Annotated in this window: 13 protein-coding genes; 6 read left to right on the top strand and 7 right to left on the bottom strand. The window is 43.7% G+C overall.

Going from position 1 to position 19,520, the window contains the following annotated elements; all coding sequences use genetic code 11:
- Window positions 1–146: 146 nt before the first annotated feature.
- From FN809_RS12705 to FN809_RS12685, 5 genes are all read right to left on the bottom strand, one after another.
- Window positions 147–1,268: a DEAD/DEAH box helicase gene (locus tag FN809_RS12705; RefSeq protein ID WP_142533907.1), complete on the bottom strand. Its 1,122-nt coding sequence runs from the start codon at window positions 1,266–1,268 to the stop codon at window positions 147–149.
- Window positions 1,269–1,532: 264 nt separating this feature from the next.
- On the bottom strand, window positions 1,533–2,942 hold the full coding sequence (rlmD, locus tag FN809_RS12700) for a 23S rRNA (uracil(1939)-C(5))-methyltransferase RlmD (protein ID WP_142533906.1): 1,410 nt from the start codon (window positions 2,940–2,942) through the stop codon (window positions 1,533–1,535).
- Between the two features lie 253 nt (window positions 2,943–3,195).
- Entirely contained in the window at window positions 3,196–3,381 is a 186-nt protein-coding gene (locus FN809_RS12695; protein WP_142533905.1) for a hypothetical protein, read from the bottom strand.
- Window positions 3,382–3,397: 16 nt separating this feature from the next.
- Window positions 3,398–9,121: an Ig-like domain-containing protein gene (locus tag FN809_RS12690; protein ID WP_142533904.1), complete on the bottom strand. Its 5,724-nt coding sequence runs from the start codon at window positions 9,119–9,121 to the stop codon at window positions 3,398–3,400.
- A gap of 158 nt (window positions 9,122–9,279) precedes the next feature.
- Entirely contained in the window at window positions 9,280–9,996 is a 717-nt protein-coding gene (locus tag FN809_RS12685) for a class I SAM-dependent methyltransferase (protein WP_246095597.1), read from the bottom strand.
- Between the two features lie 104 nt (window positions 9,997–10,100).
- Here FN809_RS12685 and FN809_RS12680 point away from each other — a divergent pair, with 104 nt between their 5' ends.
- Entirely contained in the window at window positions 10,101–11,003 is a 903-nt protein-coding gene (locus FN809_RS12680) for a tRNA-dihydrouridine synthase family protein (RefSeq protein WP_185957549.1), read from the top strand.
- Window positions 11,004–11,087: 84 nt separating this feature from the next.
- Here FN809_RS12680 and FN809_RS12675 read toward each other — a convergent pair whose 3' ends face one another.
- Complete coding sequence (locus FN809_RS12675) at window positions 11,088–13,526, bottom strand: TonB-dependent receptor (protein WP_142533901.1); 2,439 nt, start codon at window positions 13,524–13,526, stop codon at window positions 11,088–11,090.
- A 184-nt stretch (window positions 13,527–13,710) separates the two neighbouring features.
- Between FN809_RS12675 and FN809_RS12670 the strand changes: the two genes are divergently transcribed.
- From FN809_RS12670 to FN809_RS12660, 3 genes are all read left to right on the top strand, one after another.
- Entirely contained in the window at window positions 13,711–14,667 is a 957-nt protein-coding gene (locus tag FN809_RS12670) for an NAD(P)-dependent oxidoreductase (RefSeq protein WP_142533900.1), read from the top strand.
- Window positions 14,668–14,847: 180 nt separating this feature from the next.
- The gene (locus tag FN809_RS12665) at window positions 14,848–15,273 is read left to right on the top strand and encodes an arsenate reductase/protein-tyrosine-phosphatase family protein (RefSeq protein WP_142533899.1); all 426 of its coding nucleotides are present in this window, start codon (window positions 14,848–14,850) and stop codon (window positions 15,271–15,273) included.
- Window positions 15,274–15,364: 91 nt separating this feature from the next.
- Window positions 15,365–15,772 (top strand): secondary thiamine-phosphate synthase enzyme YjbQ, encoded by a 408-nt coding sequence (locus FN809_RS12660; protein WP_142533898.1) that lies wholly within the window; start codon window positions 15,365–15,367, stop codon window positions 15,770–15,772.
- A gap of 185 nt (window positions 15,773–15,957) precedes the next feature.
- Here the strand turns inward: FN809_RS12660 and FN809_RS12655 are convergent, their stop codons facing one another.
- Window positions 15,958–16,650: an HAD family hydrolase gene (locus tag FN809_RS12655; RefSeq protein ID WP_142533897.1), complete on the bottom strand. Its 693-nt coding sequence runs from the start codon at window positions 16,648–16,650 to the stop codon at window positions 15,958–15,960.
- A 189-nt stretch (window positions 16,651–16,839) separates the two neighbouring features.
- Here FN809_RS12655 and FN809_RS12650 point away from each other — a divergent pair, with 189 nt between their 5' ends.
- Window positions 16,840–17,529, top strand: a complete 690-nt coding sequence (locus FN809_RS12650; RefSeq protein ID WP_246095596.1) for a B3/B4 domain-containing protein — start codon at window positions 16,840–16,842, stop codon at window positions 17,527–17,529.
- 151 nt (window positions 17,530–17,680) lie between these two features.
- Complete coding sequence (locus tag FN809_RS12645) at window positions 17,681–18,784, top strand: endonuclease/exonuclease/phosphatase family protein (RefSeq protein ID WP_221929421.1); 1,104 nt, start codon at window positions 17,681–17,683, stop codon at window positions 18,782–18,784.
- Window positions 18,785–19,520: the final 736 nt, after the last annotated feature.

Raw genomic sequence — 19,520 nt, 5'->3', positions numbered from 1 at the left:
TGATTTATTGATTCGCGTTGTTAGTGGCAGGTATCTTTTCAGTTGTCAACGATGAACCAGTATCGACCTGCCAATCATTCATGCACCCAACACCAATCACTGATTACTGATTACTGAATACTGATTACTGATTACTGATTTCCGTTTTACTTCGATCTTCTTATCTGCTTAAAGCTGATGCCCAGTGTTTTCTCGAACCAGCGAATCTGTTTTATTTCGGGCGAAGTAATCAGGGCAAGGGATATGCCTCGGTTACCGGCACGTGCTGTCCGTCCGCTCCGGTGCGTGTAATACTCGTCTTTATCGGGCAACTGGTAATGCACTACAAAGGCGAGGGCTTCGATGTCAATGCCGCGGGCAGCTAAATCGGTAGCCACCAAAATACGGAGATTTTCCTTTTTAAAGGCACGCATCACCTTATCTCGCTCCACCTGTTTCAGGTCGCCCTGTATGGCATCTGCTGCAATGTTTTTAGCTTGCAGCTGTTTGGCTAAGGTCTGTGCTGCTGATTTGGTTTTGCAAAACACTACGCCACGCGCTTTGGGATCGGCATTGAGCATCTGAATCAATATGTGCAGCTTCTCCTTTTCTTCGCATATTAAAAATTGATGATCGATATTGCGGTTTACCTGCCGTTTTTTGTTGATCTCTATTTTAATTGCCTGGCCGGAGAGATGGCGTTTTACTATTTTTTGTATGCCATCGGGCATGGTGGCCGAAAACAACCATTTGCTCTCAATAGCCGGTAGCATAGTTAATATTTCGTCCAGCTCCTTTTTAAAACCCATACTCAGCATCTCATCGGCTTCGTCCAGAATAACTGTTTTTACCTTACGCAGGTCAACGGCTTTACGTTTTACCAAATCAATCAAACGGCCGGGTGTAGCTACCACAATATGCGTTGGACGACGAAGAGCACTTATCTGCGGTTCTATTTGTACTCCACCAAAAACGGATTCCACAAATATCTTATCGGAATACTTGGTAAACTTGAACAGTTGCTTTGCAATCTGCTGCCCCAGTTCGCGTGTTGGGCAAAGAATAAGGCCTTGTACCTCTTTGCTTTTAGCTACGATGCGATGCAATAAAGGCAGGCCGAAGGCGGCGGTTTTTCCTGTGCCGGTTTGTGCTTGTGCCACCAGATCAGTGTTACCTTGAAGCAATAAAGGGATGACCTGATTTTGTATTTCGGTAGGTTGGATAATATTGAGCTCGCTGATGGCTTTTACAAAATTATCTTTAACACCTAATTGTTTAAAGTTTTCCATAGTTTATTTTTGGTTTTAATTAGTCCAACAAGGAATATCGCGGGTAACACATCAACAATAATCAAATTAAAAATTTAAAATAAATATTGAACCCACTTTCGGCTTCGAATTCTCCATCTTTCTATTCCATGGATTTCACCCATGGTTATTGATATTTTACCGTTTTGCGTAACTTATATTTATAATAAGGATGAAATAATTTATTGTTAATAAGTCCGGATTGGAATAAGTAATTTATACAGTATCTGATGAATCGTACCTCGCCTACTTCCTCTCCAGGCACACTACATTTTCAACATGGTGGGTATGCGGAAACATATCTACAGGCTGAATTTGTGTTACGCTATATTTTTCGTTCAATATATTTAAATCGCGTGCCTGTGTAGCCGGGTTACAACTCACATATACAATTTTTGGAGCTGAAGTTTTTAAGATGGTTTTCACCACGTCTTCGTGCATTCCTGCGCGTGGTGGATCCACAATAATTACATCGGGCCGTCCATTTTCCGCTATAAAATCCTCGTTCAGGATATCCTTCATATCGCCGGCATAAAAATGGGTGTTGGCAATGTTGTTATTGGCCGAGTTTACTTTGGCATCTTCAATGGCCTCAGGAATATACTCTATGCCCACTACTTTTTGTGCTTTTCCGGCCACAAAGTTAGCAATGGTTCCGGTACCCGTATATAGGTCGTACACTACTTCGTTACCCGTGAGGCCGGCAAAATCGCGCGTTATTTTATACAGCTCATGAGCTTGTTCCGAGTTGGTTTGGTAAAAGGACTTAGGGCCTATCCTGAATTTTAAACCTTCCATTTCTTCCTCAATGTAATCGCGACCACTAAAACAGATAATATCCTGATCGGCAATGGTGTCATTGGCTTTTTCGTTAATCACATACATTAATGAAGTTAGCTGCGGAAACTGCGTTTTCAGATGATTCAGCAGGCCTTCCCTCTTCTCTACATCTTCGTGGTAAAAAGCTACGATAACCATTACCTCGCCGCTTGAAGTGGTACGTATAATGAGGGTACGTAAAAAACCCACTTGCTTTCGTATGTCGAAAAAAGAAAGCCCATTTTCTAAGGCATATTTTCTGATGGCCAGGCGGATGCTATTTGAGGGTTCTTCCTGCAGGTAACATTTTTTAATATCAACCACCTTATCGAACATGCGGGGGATATGGAAACCCAAACCGTTACGCTCCAGGGAATCTTCTTCGAGCTGCATTTCGTCGGATTCTAACCAGCGTTTGTTCGAGAAAGTATATTCCAGTTTGTTTCGGTAAAACTGTGTTTTTTTTGAAGGGATAATGCTGCTTATTTCGGGCAGCTCCACTTTACCAATGCGTTGCAGGTTACTGGCCACTTCGCGCTGCTTGTATTTTAATTGCTCGGAATAGGGCAGAGGCTGCCACTTACAGCCGCCGCAAATACCAAAATGCGAACAAAAAGGTGCTATCCTAATCTCCGACTTTTTATGGTATTGGGTTACGTAGCCCTCGTAATAGTTTTTGCGCTTTTTGTTTACTTGTACATCTACGATGTCGCCGGGTACGGCATGTTGCACAAATAGCACTTTTTCGTCAATCCTGGCCAATGCCTTCCCTTCGGCGGCCACATCTGTAATTTCTACCTGCTCAAAAAGCGGTTTTCGTTTCCTTGATCTTCCCACAATAATTTTTTTAAAATAAGATAAGAGAAATTGAGATAATCTGTGCGCTGCCAGCATCTCCATGGGGTAGCTACCGCATTCGCCAAAAACTTTAGCGGTTGAGAAGCAGAGGAGCAAGATAAGAGACTATTGGTGCTTATCTGATTTTTAGCTTTGCCCCATTGGAAAGTTCAATTCTCTCAGGCATTAATTCAGCCTGCAAAGATAAAAAAAAAGGCCGTCAATTGCTTGATGGCCTTTTTTATATTTGTTTTTACTCCCCAAAAGGGTTTTCGTTGAAGTTGCTTTTTTGGGAAGGACTAGCTTCCCGATTCTGTCCAGCCGCTGGTAGAACTGGTTTATCAGGAGGATTATTTTCATCGGTCATCATCACCAATGAAATGTCATTGTCGATAATGGTAACAGAAAGTTCAGGTTTAGTATATAACTTTTTCTTCATAACACTTACAAAGATACTAATTTTTTACAAAAACTTTTTGGCTTATCGTTTTTTCATTTGAGATAATTTTTATCAATAACAAACCTTCGTATTCCGTGTATATTTTATTGTTACTGCCCGCTTGTATTATTCCTGATTGTACCAATCTGCCCGAGGTATTGTATGCTTGATAATAGGGCTTTGTCAATTCCGGGGTTTTAATATAAATATAGGAGCCGGCACTATATATGTTGATTGGATAATTATCCGATACCGGATTTACCTTTGTCGAAATAGTTGGCGTGATATGTACCACAAATCTATTTTCAAAAGTGCCGGCTTCGCTTGTAAATAAATACGTATCGTTTAAAGCCATGGTTTGAAGGGTTCCATTGAATTTATCTTCAACTTTTACGATAACATTTTCTTCAGTATTGAGCATTTCAATTAATGCCAAATTATACTCGCCTGATTGTCCCACCTTGTATCCCAGCTCAATAGACCGGCCTGCTTCGTAGTTGCTATAAGTACTGATGGCTAATTTTTCGGATGACTGCATAACGTAAAATTGCACTACTTTTTTATTGCTCGAGAAACGTTTTTCGGCATCGTATGAATCCACCTCATCGCTTGCATTGGCATCAAAGGAAATTAGAATTTCATCCTTAATATTTTCCGAGTTTATTCCGGCAAACCTTATCTGCTGACCGGAAATGGCTTTTGCATTTTTTAAATAGGTATAATGAGAATTTACTCGTGCACTTTTGGGTATAGTTATGTCGCCAATAGTCTGGCCAATCTCAACCTGAGTCCAAAAAGAATGACAGGATGGAATGTGACTTGGTTCATCGGAATTAACATTTACATAGGTCGCCGTACCTCCGTTGTTACCATTGTAAACTCCATAAAGACCATCGTCATTATTTAAAATGTAAAACCTATCCCGAATATTATTTAATGTAATGGCTTCCCAATCAATGCTGCACGGGAAAGGATTGCCAGTTAAATTCCATCCATAATTATTTGGAGATTCGGTACGCACAGCAATAACAGGTCCAACGTCATTATTATTAATGGCACCGTTAAAGTTAATGATATCACCTGCGTTTCCATAGGCCAAATAACCATTGCCCGCTTGTAATACTTCTGTCGAGGAAAGTGTTTCCCAGGACGCAGTAGATGCGTTTCTACGGTATATGCTGTGGGATATGCCCGTGTTGTCTTGAGTTGCCCCGCTAACCGGGCTCGAAATGTAAACGCCTTCCAAATTACCACGTATAGCTTGTTCCACGTTAATTTGAGCTCCTGTTGTTGTTAAAGTGCCGTTGTTTAATAGGTTGGCATTCCCAATAGCAGGATCGACAGACGATTTGAGTACGAGCGATTTGGTGACGTTAAGGTTCCCAGTTGGTGCAATAGTGAGTGATGCACCAGCTTCAACAGAAACGTTGTGTACTGTTGTTATGGAAGGACTCTCTAAAACAGGTTGATTTGTTGCTGAGCGAGGGATAATGATACTATTTCCTGAGCCAGTCCAATTAAGAGGGTCACTATAAGTCGAACCTGCCGACCCGTTCCAAATCTGATATGCATCTGTTGTAAAGTTGGCTGATGCAGGTGACGATTGCTGGTTTCCATACACATCTTCAACTTCATTTACTGTAATCGTGTAAGCAGTGTTCTGTGCTAAGTCCACGTCCGGTGTTATGGTAATACTATTCGCCTCGGCATTTATACTGGCCGAAAAGCTAAAGCTTGGCGAAAAACTAATTAGCGTTTGCAAATCTAAATTGCTAATAGCAGAACCGTCTAAATTTTGGATGGCTTCGTTAAAGCCAATGGTTAAAGTTGCGTCAATAGGGAAATCTTCCTCCGTATTTTGCGGACTTAAAAACGCTGTTACCGGCGGCGTAACATCTTGCGTGGTAAATAGGGAATTCTGTGCATTTAATGTATTTCCCGTTGAATCGCGCAAAGCGAGCAGGTTAATATTATACAATTGCAACTCTTTTAAATCAGAGGTAGGGTCTATTGTGATGATAAAATTAATTTCATCATAAGTAATAGTTGCCGGTACTTCTAGGCCGGCTGCGTTGTTTTCGCGCAGGCTCACAACAGAGCCCACGTTGCCATTGGTAATCAACTCCTGGGCTGCATTATATACCTCTTCGCTCAAGGTAACAGTAATGGTTTTGTTCAATAGAACATCCACCGACATGTGAGCCGGGTCAAAAGTGGCCACAGGAGCGGAAGTGTCCGCGGTGGTAAAGGGTACGGGGGTTGGAATAATCGTTTCAATATAGTTATCGCTGTTGTCGTGGGTTACAATATAGGCTACATAGCTGGTTTCGGAGGTGTAGGTGTCGTACGTTATCTGTACTACATCATCAGCAGCAAGGTTTCTGTTGCCAGAATTAACAACAGCCTGACCGCTGGCATCCGTGCCGGCCAATACCTGATCAATGGACGGAGCCTGTTCCGATGCCAGCAAAATCACGTAATACACCCTGCCCGGTTCGTTGATAATTACTTCTACCGTGGCACCTGTACCGGTAATGTTGGTTACGTTGGGCGTGGGAGCAACATAAACGGGAGCTTCCGTATCTTCCTGGGTAAATGGTAGCGTTTCAATAGAAGTGTAGTTTCCAAATTCATCCACCACCATAATATGTACCCAATATTCGGTCAGTGAGCTTAAGCCTGATAAATCCAAGTTGGCTATGAATTCGGTGTAGGCCGTAACTGTTGCTGTTGTTGGCAGCAGGGCCGGGTTTCCAAGTTCATTTTCTCCGGCAATAATTTGTGCCTCGGTTGGCGCTGTGGCACTTTCAGTCACAACCAAATGGTAAGCACCAGCTGCATCTACCTGACCAAGCACATCCATATCGGTTTTGGTCTGGTTTTGAATATTTGGATAAGTATCTGCCCACGATGTTTGTACCGTGGTAAAAGTAAGTTGCTCAACCGTAGAAAACTTATCGGGTGTTGTTTCCGCCACTACATATACATAGTAGGGTGTTTGTGTGGCCAAAGCCGATATGTCCAATGCCGGGTTAAAAGGTACGTCTGCGGTTGACACATCGCTTGTAACTACCAAAGCAGCCGCTCCTGTTTCGTCTTGGCCCGCCTTTACTTGCGCTGCCGAAGGAGCATTTGCACTTTGCGTAACAACCATGTAATAAGTGCCCGACTTATCTACCTGACCATTCACTATCACTGATGTTTTTGTAGGTATGTCAATAGTTGGGAAACCATCTGCCCATTGTGCAGGCAATATTTCAGTGGTGAAGGTCCAATCCGTTGGTCCGGAGAAACCTTCGAAGTCGCCCCCCGTAGCTACTGATTCTATAAAACCATCATCGATAGTGACGTAGTAGGACGTGTTTTCGGCGAAAGACAAGTGGTTGATGGTGAGGGTAGGGCCTGAAATGGAAATATTTTGGTTATTAATACTGTAAGATACAAATTCGGAATCATCAATACTACGCAAAATAGATATCCTGCCCAAGGATCCTGCCACAAACTGTATGTTCTCGTCAAAAGTCAATTGCAGGCTTTGACCAATGGGCACGTCGGTGGCGTTTTGCAGAGGCAAATAGCTTGTGACGGCCGGTGGCGGGCCGGGTGTGGAAAATGGTACGGCTGTGGCATCTGTTTCTTCAATGTCGTTTTCGTTGTTGTCGGTGGAAACGATGTAAACAATATAGCTCGTGCTGTATGCAAGGCCAAAAACCGGGGCAGAGATTAGATCATCCGTGAACAATGGATAGTTACCTGAAAGAGGTGCCGGAACCGGAATGTTGTCAGCCCCATGCCCTAATTTAACCTGTGTAATGGACGGTGCAGTTTCAGTAGATGGCAACACGACATAATAAAACTCTCCATCTTCGTTTATTTCAACATTGAGATAAATAGATGTTCCGTCTAAGATTTCAACGGCGGGAGGTGTGTTGTAAGTTGGTGCCTGCGTGTCCTGTGTGGCAAAGCTAGGCGATGCAACAGTGGAAAAGTTGCCCGCACCGTCCTCGGCAACTAAATGTACCCAATACTGTGTTTCGGAGCTGAGGCTCGTAATATCCAACGACGGGCTAAAAGTAGTGTTGGCTGTAGCTACACCCGTTGCCGAAATGGACATGGTGACTCCATTTTCGTCCTGCCCGGCTTGTATTTGGGCCACGGAAGGAGCGGTGCCGCTTTGGGTCAGCACCAGATAATAGGTGCCGTCTTTGTCCACCTGGCCATTTACCACTACATCTGTTTTTGTGGGTGGGTCGATGGTTGGGAAGCCGGAGTTCCATTGTGGGTCGGCAATAATAGTGCTAAAGTTCCAGTCGGTAGCGCTGCTGATGCCTTCAAAATCGACATCTGTAGCCAACGACTTCACAAAGCCGGCATCGATGGTGATGTGGTAGTCAGTGGCATGGTTAAATGCGGGGTGGGTAATGGTAAGGGTGTTTGCTGTAATGCTAACGTTACCACTATTGTAGGGATAGGCTAAATTAGGTAAGCCATTCTCGTGAATAGTGAAATATCCAGACGTCCCAATAACAATATTCTCGTTAAACGTAACTTGCAAGTCCTGACTAACAGCAACATCCGTAACGTTATCGGCAGGTGAAAGGTTGGTGATGGTAGGTGGTGCTTCCAGGGTGGTAAAAGCTCTGACGGTGGCGGCGCCTGTTTCAATGTCGTTTCCGTTGTTATCGGCAGAAACAAGATAAGTATTGTACGCCGTTCCGTACGAAAGACCTGTAATTGTTGCTTGTACGGGTGTGTTAATGAATAGTGCTGCGTTGCCACTAAATGTGGCAGGACTGCCACTGGCTTCTTGCCCCAATTTAACTTGTGCTGCTGTAGGTGCAGCGTCACCCTGGGGTAAGACTACCCAATAAAACTGCCCGGCCTCATTGATAGAAACATTCAGCGCCGCACTTGTTCCTGCTACGTCGCTCATCGATGGGTACGTGGCATTGTAAGTGGGTGCTTGCGTGTCTAAGGTGGTAAAGGTCATCTGCTCCACGCCGGAAAAGTTGCCTGTTCCTTCTTCGCTTACCGCATAAACATAGTATTGTGTTTCGGAAATGAGCGTTGAGATATCCAGGTTTACACTGAACTCCGTATTGGCAATAATAACATTATTGGTGTTGGCGATGCTTGCCGCCGCCCCGGTATGATCCTGTCCCGCGGCAATTTGCGCCTGGGTGGGGGGGGTGGCGTTATCGGTAACCACTACGTGGCAATTACCCCCCAGATCAACCTGACCAATAACCTCGATGGCTGTTTTGTTTTGGTTTTGCAGATTGGGGTAGCTAGCCGCCCATTGAGGCGCAGCTGCTAGGGTGGTGAAAGGTATAGCGGTAGGGCCGGATGTTTCAATTGCATTAGCGACACTATAAGAATCATCTGTTGTAACACAGTATAAAACATAGTTGGTGTTGGAAGTAAGGCCTGTTACATTAAAAGTTTTATCGCTATTGGCCGCACCTCGACCAACAACAGCGATTTCCCCCCATGTTCCTAATGGCAGACTGCCAGCATTTCCATCCAGAGACCAGTCAATAACATTTTGAATGCTAGGGGTGGCCGCTCCGTCTTCTAAAATGATAAAGGTGGTATAGTATCCTGCAACAGTAAGGTTTGTGATGACAGTAGCCGTGCCAGTGTCAATGTTTTCTATTTTTGGATAACCAGCATTATAAGCCTGTCCCCAGGCACTAATCGCTATGGTAAGAATAAAAAATAAAGTAAAAAGCTTCTTCATAGTATAATATTTTTAAGCCCAAAATAATAAAAGTAAGGGGCGGGTATTGCACGGATAATCGTATGTAAGATTAAGATATTTAACGCTAAAAATACACATATGTTTCGATAATGCATCATACGTTTGATAACCGTATAAATAACTTGATTGAACTGTACTTATTTAACTGTAAGCTTGCACAGGTAATCGTAATGATGTCCATCGGCTATTTTCTCCATCATAAAACCATTTTGCGCTGCATAATACTTCAACAGTGCGTCGTCAATAAAGAGCCATTTAAATGAATTTCCTTGTATGTCCTTGTATTTCATGCGGTAATGTATCTCGCCATAATAATCTTCGTTTAGGTTGATAAGCAGGCTACCATCGTCCTCTTCAAAAAGATACCGTAAATCGGAGCTATCAACAAGCAGACAGCCATTGGGTGCCAACAATGCTTTTACTTTGGCAAAGAATTTTTTAAGGTTGGCGGTTTCCTGTGCTATTCCTATCCCGTTCATCAGCATTAGTATGGTGTCGTACTTTATATCTTCGGGCAGCGTGTAAAAATCTTGCTGCAATATATTTTTCACGTCGCGTTGGCGCATTACCTCGCATGCAGCAGCACTTATTTCGTTGGCATACACCTGTTTATTGCTTTGCTGAAGATGCAGCGCATGCGTTCCGGCTCCGGCGCCCACATCCAGTATACGCCCTGTGCTTAGGGTGAGTGCCATTTTTTCGAGTTCGGGCATTTGGTTAAACGACCTAAAAAGATATTCCACCGGAATAACGTCGTCTTCCACCAGGTTCGATTCCACAATTATCTCTGCATTTTTTTCTCCGGCTAAATAATCGCGACAAGCGCTGCCTAAAGGATCGGCTTCTGTTTTCAATATGCTAAAATTTTAATCGATTGCGGGCAAAAATACTAAATTTAAACCGTTATTTTGTTCTTAGGTACTAATTTGTAATTTTAACCGCACTTACATCTCTCACTGTGAAAACATCGATATATTTTGCCCCCTTACAGAGCTATACCACTCTGCCGTACTATTTGGCCTTTAACAATTTGATAGGTGGTGTGGATAAATATTTTACCCCGTTTTACAGGGCAGACAGGGAGGGGAATTTTGGGATCGAAAAACAATTAACAGCCCGCCCGCAAATAAATATAATCCCTCAGGTGCTTACCAACTCAGCCGAAGAATTATTGCGGTTTGGCTATACAATGGTGGATAGGGGATTTACTGAAATTAACCTGAACCTGGGTTGCCCTTTCCCGATGCTGAGTAAACGAAGGTTAGGTTCCGGCCTGTTGCCCCACCCAAATATGCTGCTCAATATGATGACTGCTTTTTTTGATACCGACATTTTACTCAGATTATCCGTAAAACTACGCCTGGGCTGGGAGGACTCCAACGAAATAAAACCGGTAATGGAAGTGTTAAGCCAATTTCCGCTGGAAGAAATCATCGTACACCCCCGTCTGGGCATTCAGCAATATAAGAGCCGTCCCAATTGGGATGTATTTAAAGATTTAAGTCATCGTTATACGGTAGTTGGCAATGGCGATATCACCTCAAGTAAGATTCTGGATGATCTGGAGCAACAATTCCCGGATGTTGCTGCCTGGATGATTGGCCGTGGACTGCTGGCCAATCCCTGCATGTTACGTCCCGAACAGGAATGGCGCAATACCATGTCACACTTGCACGATCTGTTTTTAAATAATCTCAGGGAATTTGGCTATTCGGAGCATCAGATTCTAAACCACCTGAAATGCTTCTGGGAGTATCCGGCACAGCACCTCGAAGGGGGACGGCGGTTGTTACGAAAGATAAAGAAAGTGGGGAGTAGGGCAGAGTATGAAGAAAGAAAGAAAAATCTGCTGGCAGGGTAGTCCGTTATATCGGAGCGCAGTATTTAGTTTCCTGTGCACGTTGTGCTTCAAATAATGGGATATAAATAGTTGAGGCTGTAAAATCTAAAAACGCGTTACCAACTTAAGGTTTATCCTGCGCGAGGTCAAATAATTGGGCACGGCATACTGACGATTACTTACATCGCTTACCCAAAAGTAGGATATGGTGTTGTTGATGTTAAAAAGGTTAAATACCTCCAGCCCTATCCATATATTTTTAAAGGTGCCCGCTGTTACGTTGGGGTTAAGCTGAGTGCCGGTTATCTCCTTGGAGAACCCAATATCCACCCTGCGATAGGCCGGCATACGGTTTATGGCTTTATAACGCTCGCTGCGTGGCGGGCCGAATGGCAAGCCTGTACCGTATAAAAAATTCAGATTCACCTTAAAGGATGGGTTGTTGCGGAAATAATCCTGAAACATCAGGCTAAAGTTCATACGTTGGTCCGACGGGCGTGGGATATAGCCCGGACTTATCTTTTGGCCCGTTTGCCCATCTTTATATGAATCGTCCTTTAAATCCTCCTCCGTGCGCATGAGCGAGAGGGTGGCCCAGGACTCAACGCCCTTGACAAACTCGCCGTTTATCTTCATATCGATACCCGCAACGTAGCCCTCGGCATTGTTTTTTGCCGAATATCGGATGCGCACATTATCAATTTGATAGGGAATCAGGTTCTTCATCTTTTTATAATAAAGCTCCGTAGATAATTTAAACGGACGCTCCCCCCTTGTAAAGTAATAGTCCATACCCCCAACAAAATGGATCGACTCTTGGGCTTTGATGTTGTAATTGATGCCACCTCCCTGCGAACGGTACTCCTTGTAAAAAGGCGATTGATAATACAGACCTGTGGAAAAACGAAACCTGAAATCCCGCTCCCACTCGGGCGTTAGACTTATGCCCAGCCTGGGACTGATTAAAAGCTCACCGTTGAAATCCCAATAATTGCCCCGCACTCCTAATGATACATCCATCCTACTCCTCGGCAGCTCAAAGCGTCTTTTCTCTTGCACAAAGGCCGTGTAGCGATTGGAGGATATATCGTTTTCGGCGTTGTAGGCATATATCAATTCCAGTTTATCGGGATTGATGGGGATATTAAAATCGGCCGAATCGCGCATTTCCCATTCGTTGATAATATCCGAAAAGCGCTCGTGCTGATATTTCACTTCCCACTCCATATTGTTATCTCCCCAACGATGGGCACCGCGTAGCGCTACGTTGCTAATGGCTCCAAACAAGTAGTTGCGCGCATGCTCAAGGTACGATCCTACCCCTATTCCTGTAGCAATCCGTTCGGCGTCCGATATTTGTCCATCTTCTCCTTCCAACTCCTGTAACCAGTATTGCCCGAGAATATCATAATTCTCATCTTCCGATGTACGGTATCCCGAAACGGTAAGCTTATAATGGTGCAGACTGTTGGGCATAAAGTCGATGGTTCCGGCGGCAAAGCCGGTTAAAAACTCGTCTTTCTCCTGGCCCTCAAAATAGATTTTCAATTTTTTGGCCTCATTGATGGTACCAAAGCTGGTTTCCCTGTCCACAGGTTTAAAATTGTACTGGTTCCGGGACACGTTGCCCAAAAAACCTAAACGCCATTTATCAGTTATCTGATAGGTCAGATAGCTTTGTAAATCGAAAAAGGCGGGTCTGTAATCGCCCGACACATCGGTACTGCTCACCAAATATTTATTGGTTTTGTAACGCAAGCCGGTAATGTGGGTAAACTTCTGGCTCCTGTCCGTTCCCTCAACGTGGGCGTTGGCGCCCAGCAGGCTGGCGGATGCACTCCCGGCAAAATGGGTAGGCTGCTTGTAGGTTATGTCCAGCACCGACGACATTTTATCGCCATAACGGGCATCGAACCCCCCGGCCGAAAACTGCACGTCGGAAACCATTTCGGGGTTCACAAAGCTCAAGCCCTCCTGCTGTCCGGCACGTATGAGCATGGGGCGGTAAATCTCTATATCGTTTACATACACCAGATTCTCGTCGAAGTTACCGCCGCGCACCCTGTATTGCGAACTCAACTCGTTGTTGGAGCTCACGCCCATCTGCGTTTTCACCAAGGCTTCTATGCCCCCACCCGTAGCATCCGGCAGTGTGGTCGACAGCTTAGAGTCGATGGCCGTGAAGTTCTGCTCGCTCTGTCGCCTGGCCTTTACGTCCACCGTTTCCAGTGATTCCGATTTTGCCGACAGAACAATTACCAGGGGCTTTGTGGCCGCTGCGCTATCTAATGTCAATTCCTGCTGCTGGTAACCAATGCGGCTGAAAACAAGGCCCAAAGGCCATGGCGTTTTTATCTTTAGGGTAAACTCCCCTTCCTGGTTCGTGATGCTCCCGCCGGGATTATCCTTTACCGAAACGTTGACAAGGTCCAGCGGCAGCCCCTCGAAAGATTTTACCGTGCCGGTGATATGGATGTTTTGCTGGGCATACGAAGTTGCGCTACAAAACAAAATGACAGATAGAAGTAAAAGCTTTTTAAGCATGAAAAATTTTTAATAGGTGCTTTGCCATACAAGTACTAGTTCAGAGTACAAGTTTAGAATCAAGGTAAAGGGTAAAAGTAAAAAGATGATAGACAAAAGTAAACATCCAAGCGGATTAAACAGAAATATACTTTTAAAATAATCTTAAAAACGATAGATTTACTTTTTTAATACGTTGTATGTCATGAAGAAAAAAATACTGATAATGGCGCAAATACCCAGCGATGGTTTTGACAGCCTAAGCGATCAATTCCAGGTTATCATTCCCAAAGGGGATGCGATGAGCGAGAAGGAAATTGAAGAACACATTGAAACAGTGGATGCCATCGTTTCGGTGTTCGGGCATGCACTGAGCAATCAGCTTATCGACAGGGCGAAAAAACTGAAGCTGATAGCCAATTTTGGGGTGGGCTATGATAATATCGATATCGATTATGCCCGCAAAAAAGGCATCACCGTTACCAATACGCCCGACCCGGTAACCGAGCCCACGGCAGAGCTGGCCATGGGGCTGATGGTGGCAGCGGCCCGGCAAATAGGTAAGATGAATAACCAACTCCGAAGCCCCGAAGGCGTGCAAACCGGGGTGATGAAAAACCTGAGTACTACCCTTTATGGAAAAACGCTGGGCATCATCGGCATGGGGGCCATAGGTCAGGCATTGGCTCGGCGGGCATTGGCCTTTGGCATGCACATCGTTTATCACAATCGCAAACAACTGAGTCCCGATATTGAAGAGGAATATCAGGCTACTAAAGTGTCCTTGGAAGTATTACTTAAATCGGCCGATGTGGTTTCGCTGAACACCCCCTTGACACCGGAAACCCATCATCTGATGGGCGCTGCGCAATTCAAGGCTATGAAAAACACGGCCATCGTAATTAACACGGCACGGGGAAGCGTTATCAACGAGCCCGAACTTATAGCGGCATTAAAAAACAAGGAGATAGCTGGTGCCGGATTGGACGTGTATGAAAACGAACCCCACATCCCCAAGGAACTGCTGGCCATGGACAATGCGGTACTAACGCCCCATGTGGGCACTGCCACGCAGGAAACGCGTGAGGAAATGAGCAGATTCATCAGCGATATTATTGATCAGTTTTTCCTCGGGACACTGAAGAAGTATATTGTGAATTGAAGATAACCACAGACACAAAGAACACAAAGAAATTGGTAAAAAAACAAAATAACCACAGAGACACAAAGGACACAAAGATTCTCTGTGCCCCCTGTGCCTTAGTGGTAAAAAACATAATCAACATTGTGCCCCTATCATCAATTTGTCTATCTTTGATAAGATAGAAATAACCTGAACGATATGAAAAAAATTTTAATCTACACCGAAAGAAACGCAGCACGTTCGCAAATGCTGCAAGGATGGCTGAATTATTATTTGAAGGGCCAGGCCAAGGTGTTCTGTGCCGGAACCAATATCGAACCCGTGCACATGCTGGCTCAGAAAGCCATGATGGAATCTGTTATCGATATCAGCAAAAACACTTCGTCCAATATTTCAGATTATAAGCAGCACAGATTTGACTATGTGATTGTTGCCGATCACTCATCGCCCGATGATTTAGTATGGACGCACGAACCGGGCGAAATAATCTGCCATCCGTTTAAAGATCCACGCTTGGCCGAAGGAACCGACCAGGAAAAATTGTTGGCCTACCGGGAGATATGCAACGAGATTGAAGATTACGCCATGGTTTTTGCCATGAAGCATTTTGATATCATGCAATAAATAACAAGTTTAATTGTAGTTATATAAGTACTTGAAATGGCAAGTGGCATCGTATGGCAATACCCCATACTCTATGAATAAAAAAACACGCATGATACAACAAATACAACTTCGGTTGCCCGAAAAACAAAGGGGCTTTCATCTCATAACTTCCTACATCGAATCGCACCTGAACTTGCCCGAAACCGGCTTATTGAACCTTTTTGTCCAGCACACCTCGGCGGGGCTTACAATTAACGAAAATGCCGACCCCTCGGTACGCGTTGATTTTGAAACCATCCTTAACACCATGGTACCCGAAAACAGACCGGAATATACGCATACGCTCGAGGGGAGCGATGACATGCCATCACACATAAAATCGAGTTTGGTGGGCTGCTCCTTGAATATTCCCATCACCAAAGGACGACTAAATATGGGCACCTGGCAAGGCATTTATTTGTGTGAGTTCAGAAATCATGGAGGACACCGTAATATATTGGCTACTATTTATTCGTAGTATGCATAAGCCACACTGGCAGTTAAAAGCATACGCTACGCATGACTGTGGTAGGCAATTGAAATGGCAGAACCTAAACCAACCAAGTATTCCATCTCAAAAGGGACGTAGTTTCTATTCTGTTAATTTATATCCATTTTAGATTCCTATGGGCATTTTTAACTACCATCTACTTTATATGTTAATTATCCTGTCTTAAAATGAGCCACCATATAGGCATATAAACTTCTTGTATCGGGTAGTACTATGTCGGCACCTTCATTGCTTAATACCTCATCTTTTAATACACCCGTATTAACAGCAATAGTAGTTATACCTGCAGCTTTTGACGATCGCACTCCCAAAGGCGCATTCTCCACCACCATACATTGCGAAGCAATAAAACCTGAACCCTGTATAGCCATTAAATAGGGCTGGGGATGTGGTTTGCCTTGGGTTACATCCCTGGCACTTACGATATGGCTTGGCGCTATCTCAAAATCCTGACTCAACCTGTTCAATAAGGTAGGCTGCTTTGAGCCGGTCACTACCCAAATACTTATTTCCCTCTCCCGTAACAAATTTATGAGCTCTTTTACCATGGGCATTTTTTCTGCAGCCGGCATTTTGGACATCAGGCGTACTTTTTCGTTATACACCCTATCTTTGTCCTCCTGCGTAGCCTCTTTCTTTACATATTCTTTAAACACATAAGCTATGGTTTCGTGTCCGGGTCTGCCCTCATGCATATAGGCCTCGTATCCCGGAAAGTCGATACCCTCGCTCTGAAACGATTTCCGCCATGTTATCTCATGGTTTTTCATCGAATCGTACAGAACGCCATCCATATCAAATATCACACATTTTAAATCATCGGGAATTATATCTTTACCTATCATATTTTTTACCTTTTACCGGCATTGTACCGGGAATTTGTTTTAACACTAAAGAAAGTAAAAAAAACAGAGATCGCAATGCCAAAACCCTACTCATAGTATTCAATATAATACTTATTGAAAACGCAAGGAGTGCTAACTCCTACTAAATGGTATGGAATAGGGTCTGTTTTTTGGACTTAAATGTTAACTTTGTCCAACAATAAAAAAGTAAAGGAACTCATGGCGATAATAAGCATACAGTCCGAAATAAAAAATATTTTACCACAAATACAGTTGGCCGGATTGGAGGCTTCGGTAGCTATAGCGCCCACTTCACCAGATCAAGGCGTTTGGATCCGAAAACAGATTGAAAAACTACAAGTAAAACTAAGTCCTGAAACCATAAGGCAAACACCAAACGTAAAGGCCACCAAAGATGCCTACCGGGCTCTCGGTAAAGACCCCAACCGGTATCGTCCTGCCGCCGAAGCGCTCATGCGCAGGATTGCCAATGGCAAGGGATTATATGAGATATTGAATGCTGTGGATGTATTAAATTACATTTCTATTAAAACAGGATTTTCGATTTGTGGATACGATGCCAGTCAAATTGTAGGCAACATATCCCTGGGCATTGGAAAAGCAAAAGAACCTTATGAGGGAATAGGTAGGGGTGAGCTGAACATTGAGCGGCTGCCTGTATTCAGGGATGCCGTGGGTGCCTTTGGTACACCCACAAGCGATTCTACCCGAACCATGATAAACCATAAAACAAATAAAATTATATTTATTTATATTGGCTTTAATGCCAAAGATGAACTTGAAGAAGCCCTGACCGAAACCACCGCCTTGTTGGTGAAATATGCCGATGCCACAGATGTAAGCACATTTTTTATATAGTGGGATAGAGGTTTAATGTATTATTTTGAGGGATGAACAAGTGCTAACAAAAAAAAATATTTTACCATGATATAACGAGTGAATCGAAGTTCCGATGCTATTTTTTTGCTGTAGTTAAGGATAGGTTCACACAGGTAATTAACTGATAATTATGATGACTATATTTCAGGATCCGTTTAGCCTTAGCCGAATTATCACCTTTATCCTTGCTATAGTTACAATTTCGGCTACTTTTGCATCCCGCTTAAAATGGGATGATTGGTGGATAAGAGCATTCGATTTTCCACGTATTCAAATAAGTGCCTTGCTGCTTATTACTCTCATGTTAACAGCGTGGGTTTACGATTTCTCCGAACTATGGCATTTCTTCCTGTTGTTTCTGTTGTTGTGCAGTTTGGCTTATCAGGCATACCGTATTTACCCATATACGTTGTTAGCGCCTAAACAGGTGCTTAGTGTTCAAAACCAGATAATTGAGCCGGAGAAGGATAACACCGTTTCGGTATTGGTGAGTAATGTGCTAACCCCCAATAGGCAGTCGCATCGTCTGTTGGAGGTGGTGCGAAAAAAAAATCCAGATATACTGCTCACGCTCGAATCGGACAAGTGGTGGGAAGACAAGTTGAATGTTTTAGAGCCGGATTATCCCTATACGGTAAAAGTGCCTTTGGATAACCTTTATGGCATGCATTTGTATTCGCGCCTGGAGCTGATAGATGCCGAGGTGAACTATTTGGTTGAATCGGATGTGCCTTCTATTGAAACAACGGTGAAGTTAAAATCGGGAAAAACAATCCGGCTGTTTTGTCTGCATCCCGCACCCCCCAGCCCTTCGCAAAACGAAACGTCAGCCGAGCGCGATGCCGAACTACTTATGGTAGCCAATAAGTTAGATGCCGACAACGAAACCATTTTGGTGATGGGCGATCTCAACGATGTGGCCTGGTCGCGCACAACCAGCTTATTCCTTAAAATGAGTGGACTACTCGATCCGAGAAGAGGACGTGGTTTTTTCAATACTTTTCATGCCGGTCATCTGCTGTTGCGTTGGCCTTTAGATCATATCTTTCATAGCAATGACTTTAAGCTGATTGCCATGGAACGCCAAAAAAACATTGGTTCCGATCATTTTCCCATATACAGCAAATTGTTATACAGTTCTAAAGCTCAATATGCACAAAATACAACAGATAGTCCCAGTACAGAGGAGAAGGAAGAAGCTGTTGAAAAAATTAAAAAAGGAACGGAGGGTTAATTTTAAGTCTTGCAACCGTTAATATATCAAATTAAGGGTAAATAGTATCTACTCTTCCTGAATACAGATTATGGAACAAGTAACTCCCTGAAATAATTTGGCCCGTTTCAGTGAATGAATTAAGAATATCGGCATCCCCTGCCATTATCCAATTGATATCGATAGAAAACGGGTTGGGACTTAAGAAACGTGATAGCATGGTGTTCCCGAAATTGCTGCGCTCATCGGGACGTAGCGTTCTACCACATTACCCGATTCAATGCTTAAAGCTAATAAATTTCCTTGATAATCGGTATGGGTAAAGTACATTCCACCATCGTTATCGGTGGATTCATCGTCAATGTACAGAGCAGCCAAACCAGCTTGTCCGGCTCCCGACGGAGAGCTTACAAAACAAAAGCCGCACTTTTAAAATGCAGCATTTTGTTTTTTTATATCTCTTTATCACGCGATGCAATCTCCGTTTTGATGGAGCAGGTTGTGCGATAGCGGGTGGGGTTCTTCGTCAGATTATTAATTAAATAACATCGTAAATCAAAGCCAATAGAAATGCCATGCCCATAGCAACAAATATTAGATAAAACCATTTGTTCAGAATCTTTGTCTGGGACGTATTAAAAACGGATTTCTTTGGATCTATGTGGATATTCCGGAGCAAGCTGACCCCCTTAGCAAACGTTGGTTGAAGTCATGAATTTAGCATGACATTCCGGCGGATGCTGACCCCTTAAAGTGC

It is taken from the genome of Saccharicrinis carchari (assembly GCF_900182605.1).
GTDB classification, from domain to species: domain Bacteria; phylum Bacteroidota; class Bacteroidia; order Bacteroidales; family Marinilabiliaceae; genus Saccharicrinis; species Saccharicrinis carchari.
This window is presented reverse-complemented; position numbering and strand designations above follow the sequence as displayed.

Excerpts from the sequence above, each read along its gene's own strand:
- FN809_RS12705 (WP_142533907.1), bottom strand. The coding sequence starts at position 1,268 with ATGGAAAACTTTAAACAATTAGGTGTTAAAGATAATTTTGTAAAAGCC.
- FN809_RS12695 (WP_142533905.1), bottom strand. The coding sequence starts at position 3,381 with ATGAAGAAAAAGTTATATACTAAACCTGAACTTTCTGTTACCATTATC.
- FN809_RS12690 (WP_142533904.1), bottom strand. The coding sequence starts at position 9,121 with ATGAAGAAGCTTTTTACTTTATTTTTTATTCTTACCATAGCGATTAGT.
- FN809_RS12675 (WP_142533901.1), bottom strand. The coding sequence starts at position 13,526 with ATGCTTAAAAAGCTTTTACTTCTATCTGTCATTTTGTTTTGTAGCGCA.
- FN809_RS12670 (WP_142533900.1), top strand. The coding sequence starts at position 13,711 with ATGAAGAAAAAAATACTGATAATGGCGCAAATACCCAGCGATGGTTTT.
- FN809_RS12665 (WP_142533899.1), top strand. The coding sequence starts at position 14,848 with ATGAAAAAAATTTTAATCTACACCGAAAGAAACGCAGCACGTTCGCAA.
- FN809_RS12660 (WP_142533898.1), top strand. The coding sequence starts at position 15,365 with ATGATACAACAAATACAACTTCGGTTGCCCGAAAAACAAAGGGGCTTT.
- FN809_RS12655 (WP_142533897.1), bottom strand. The coding sequence starts at position 16,650 with ATGATAGGTAAAGATATAATTCCCGATGATTTAAAATGTGTGATATTT.
- FN809_RS12645 (WP_221929421.1), top strand. The coding sequence starts at position 17,681 with ATGATGACTATATTTCAGGATCCGTTTAGCCTTAGCCGAATTATCACC.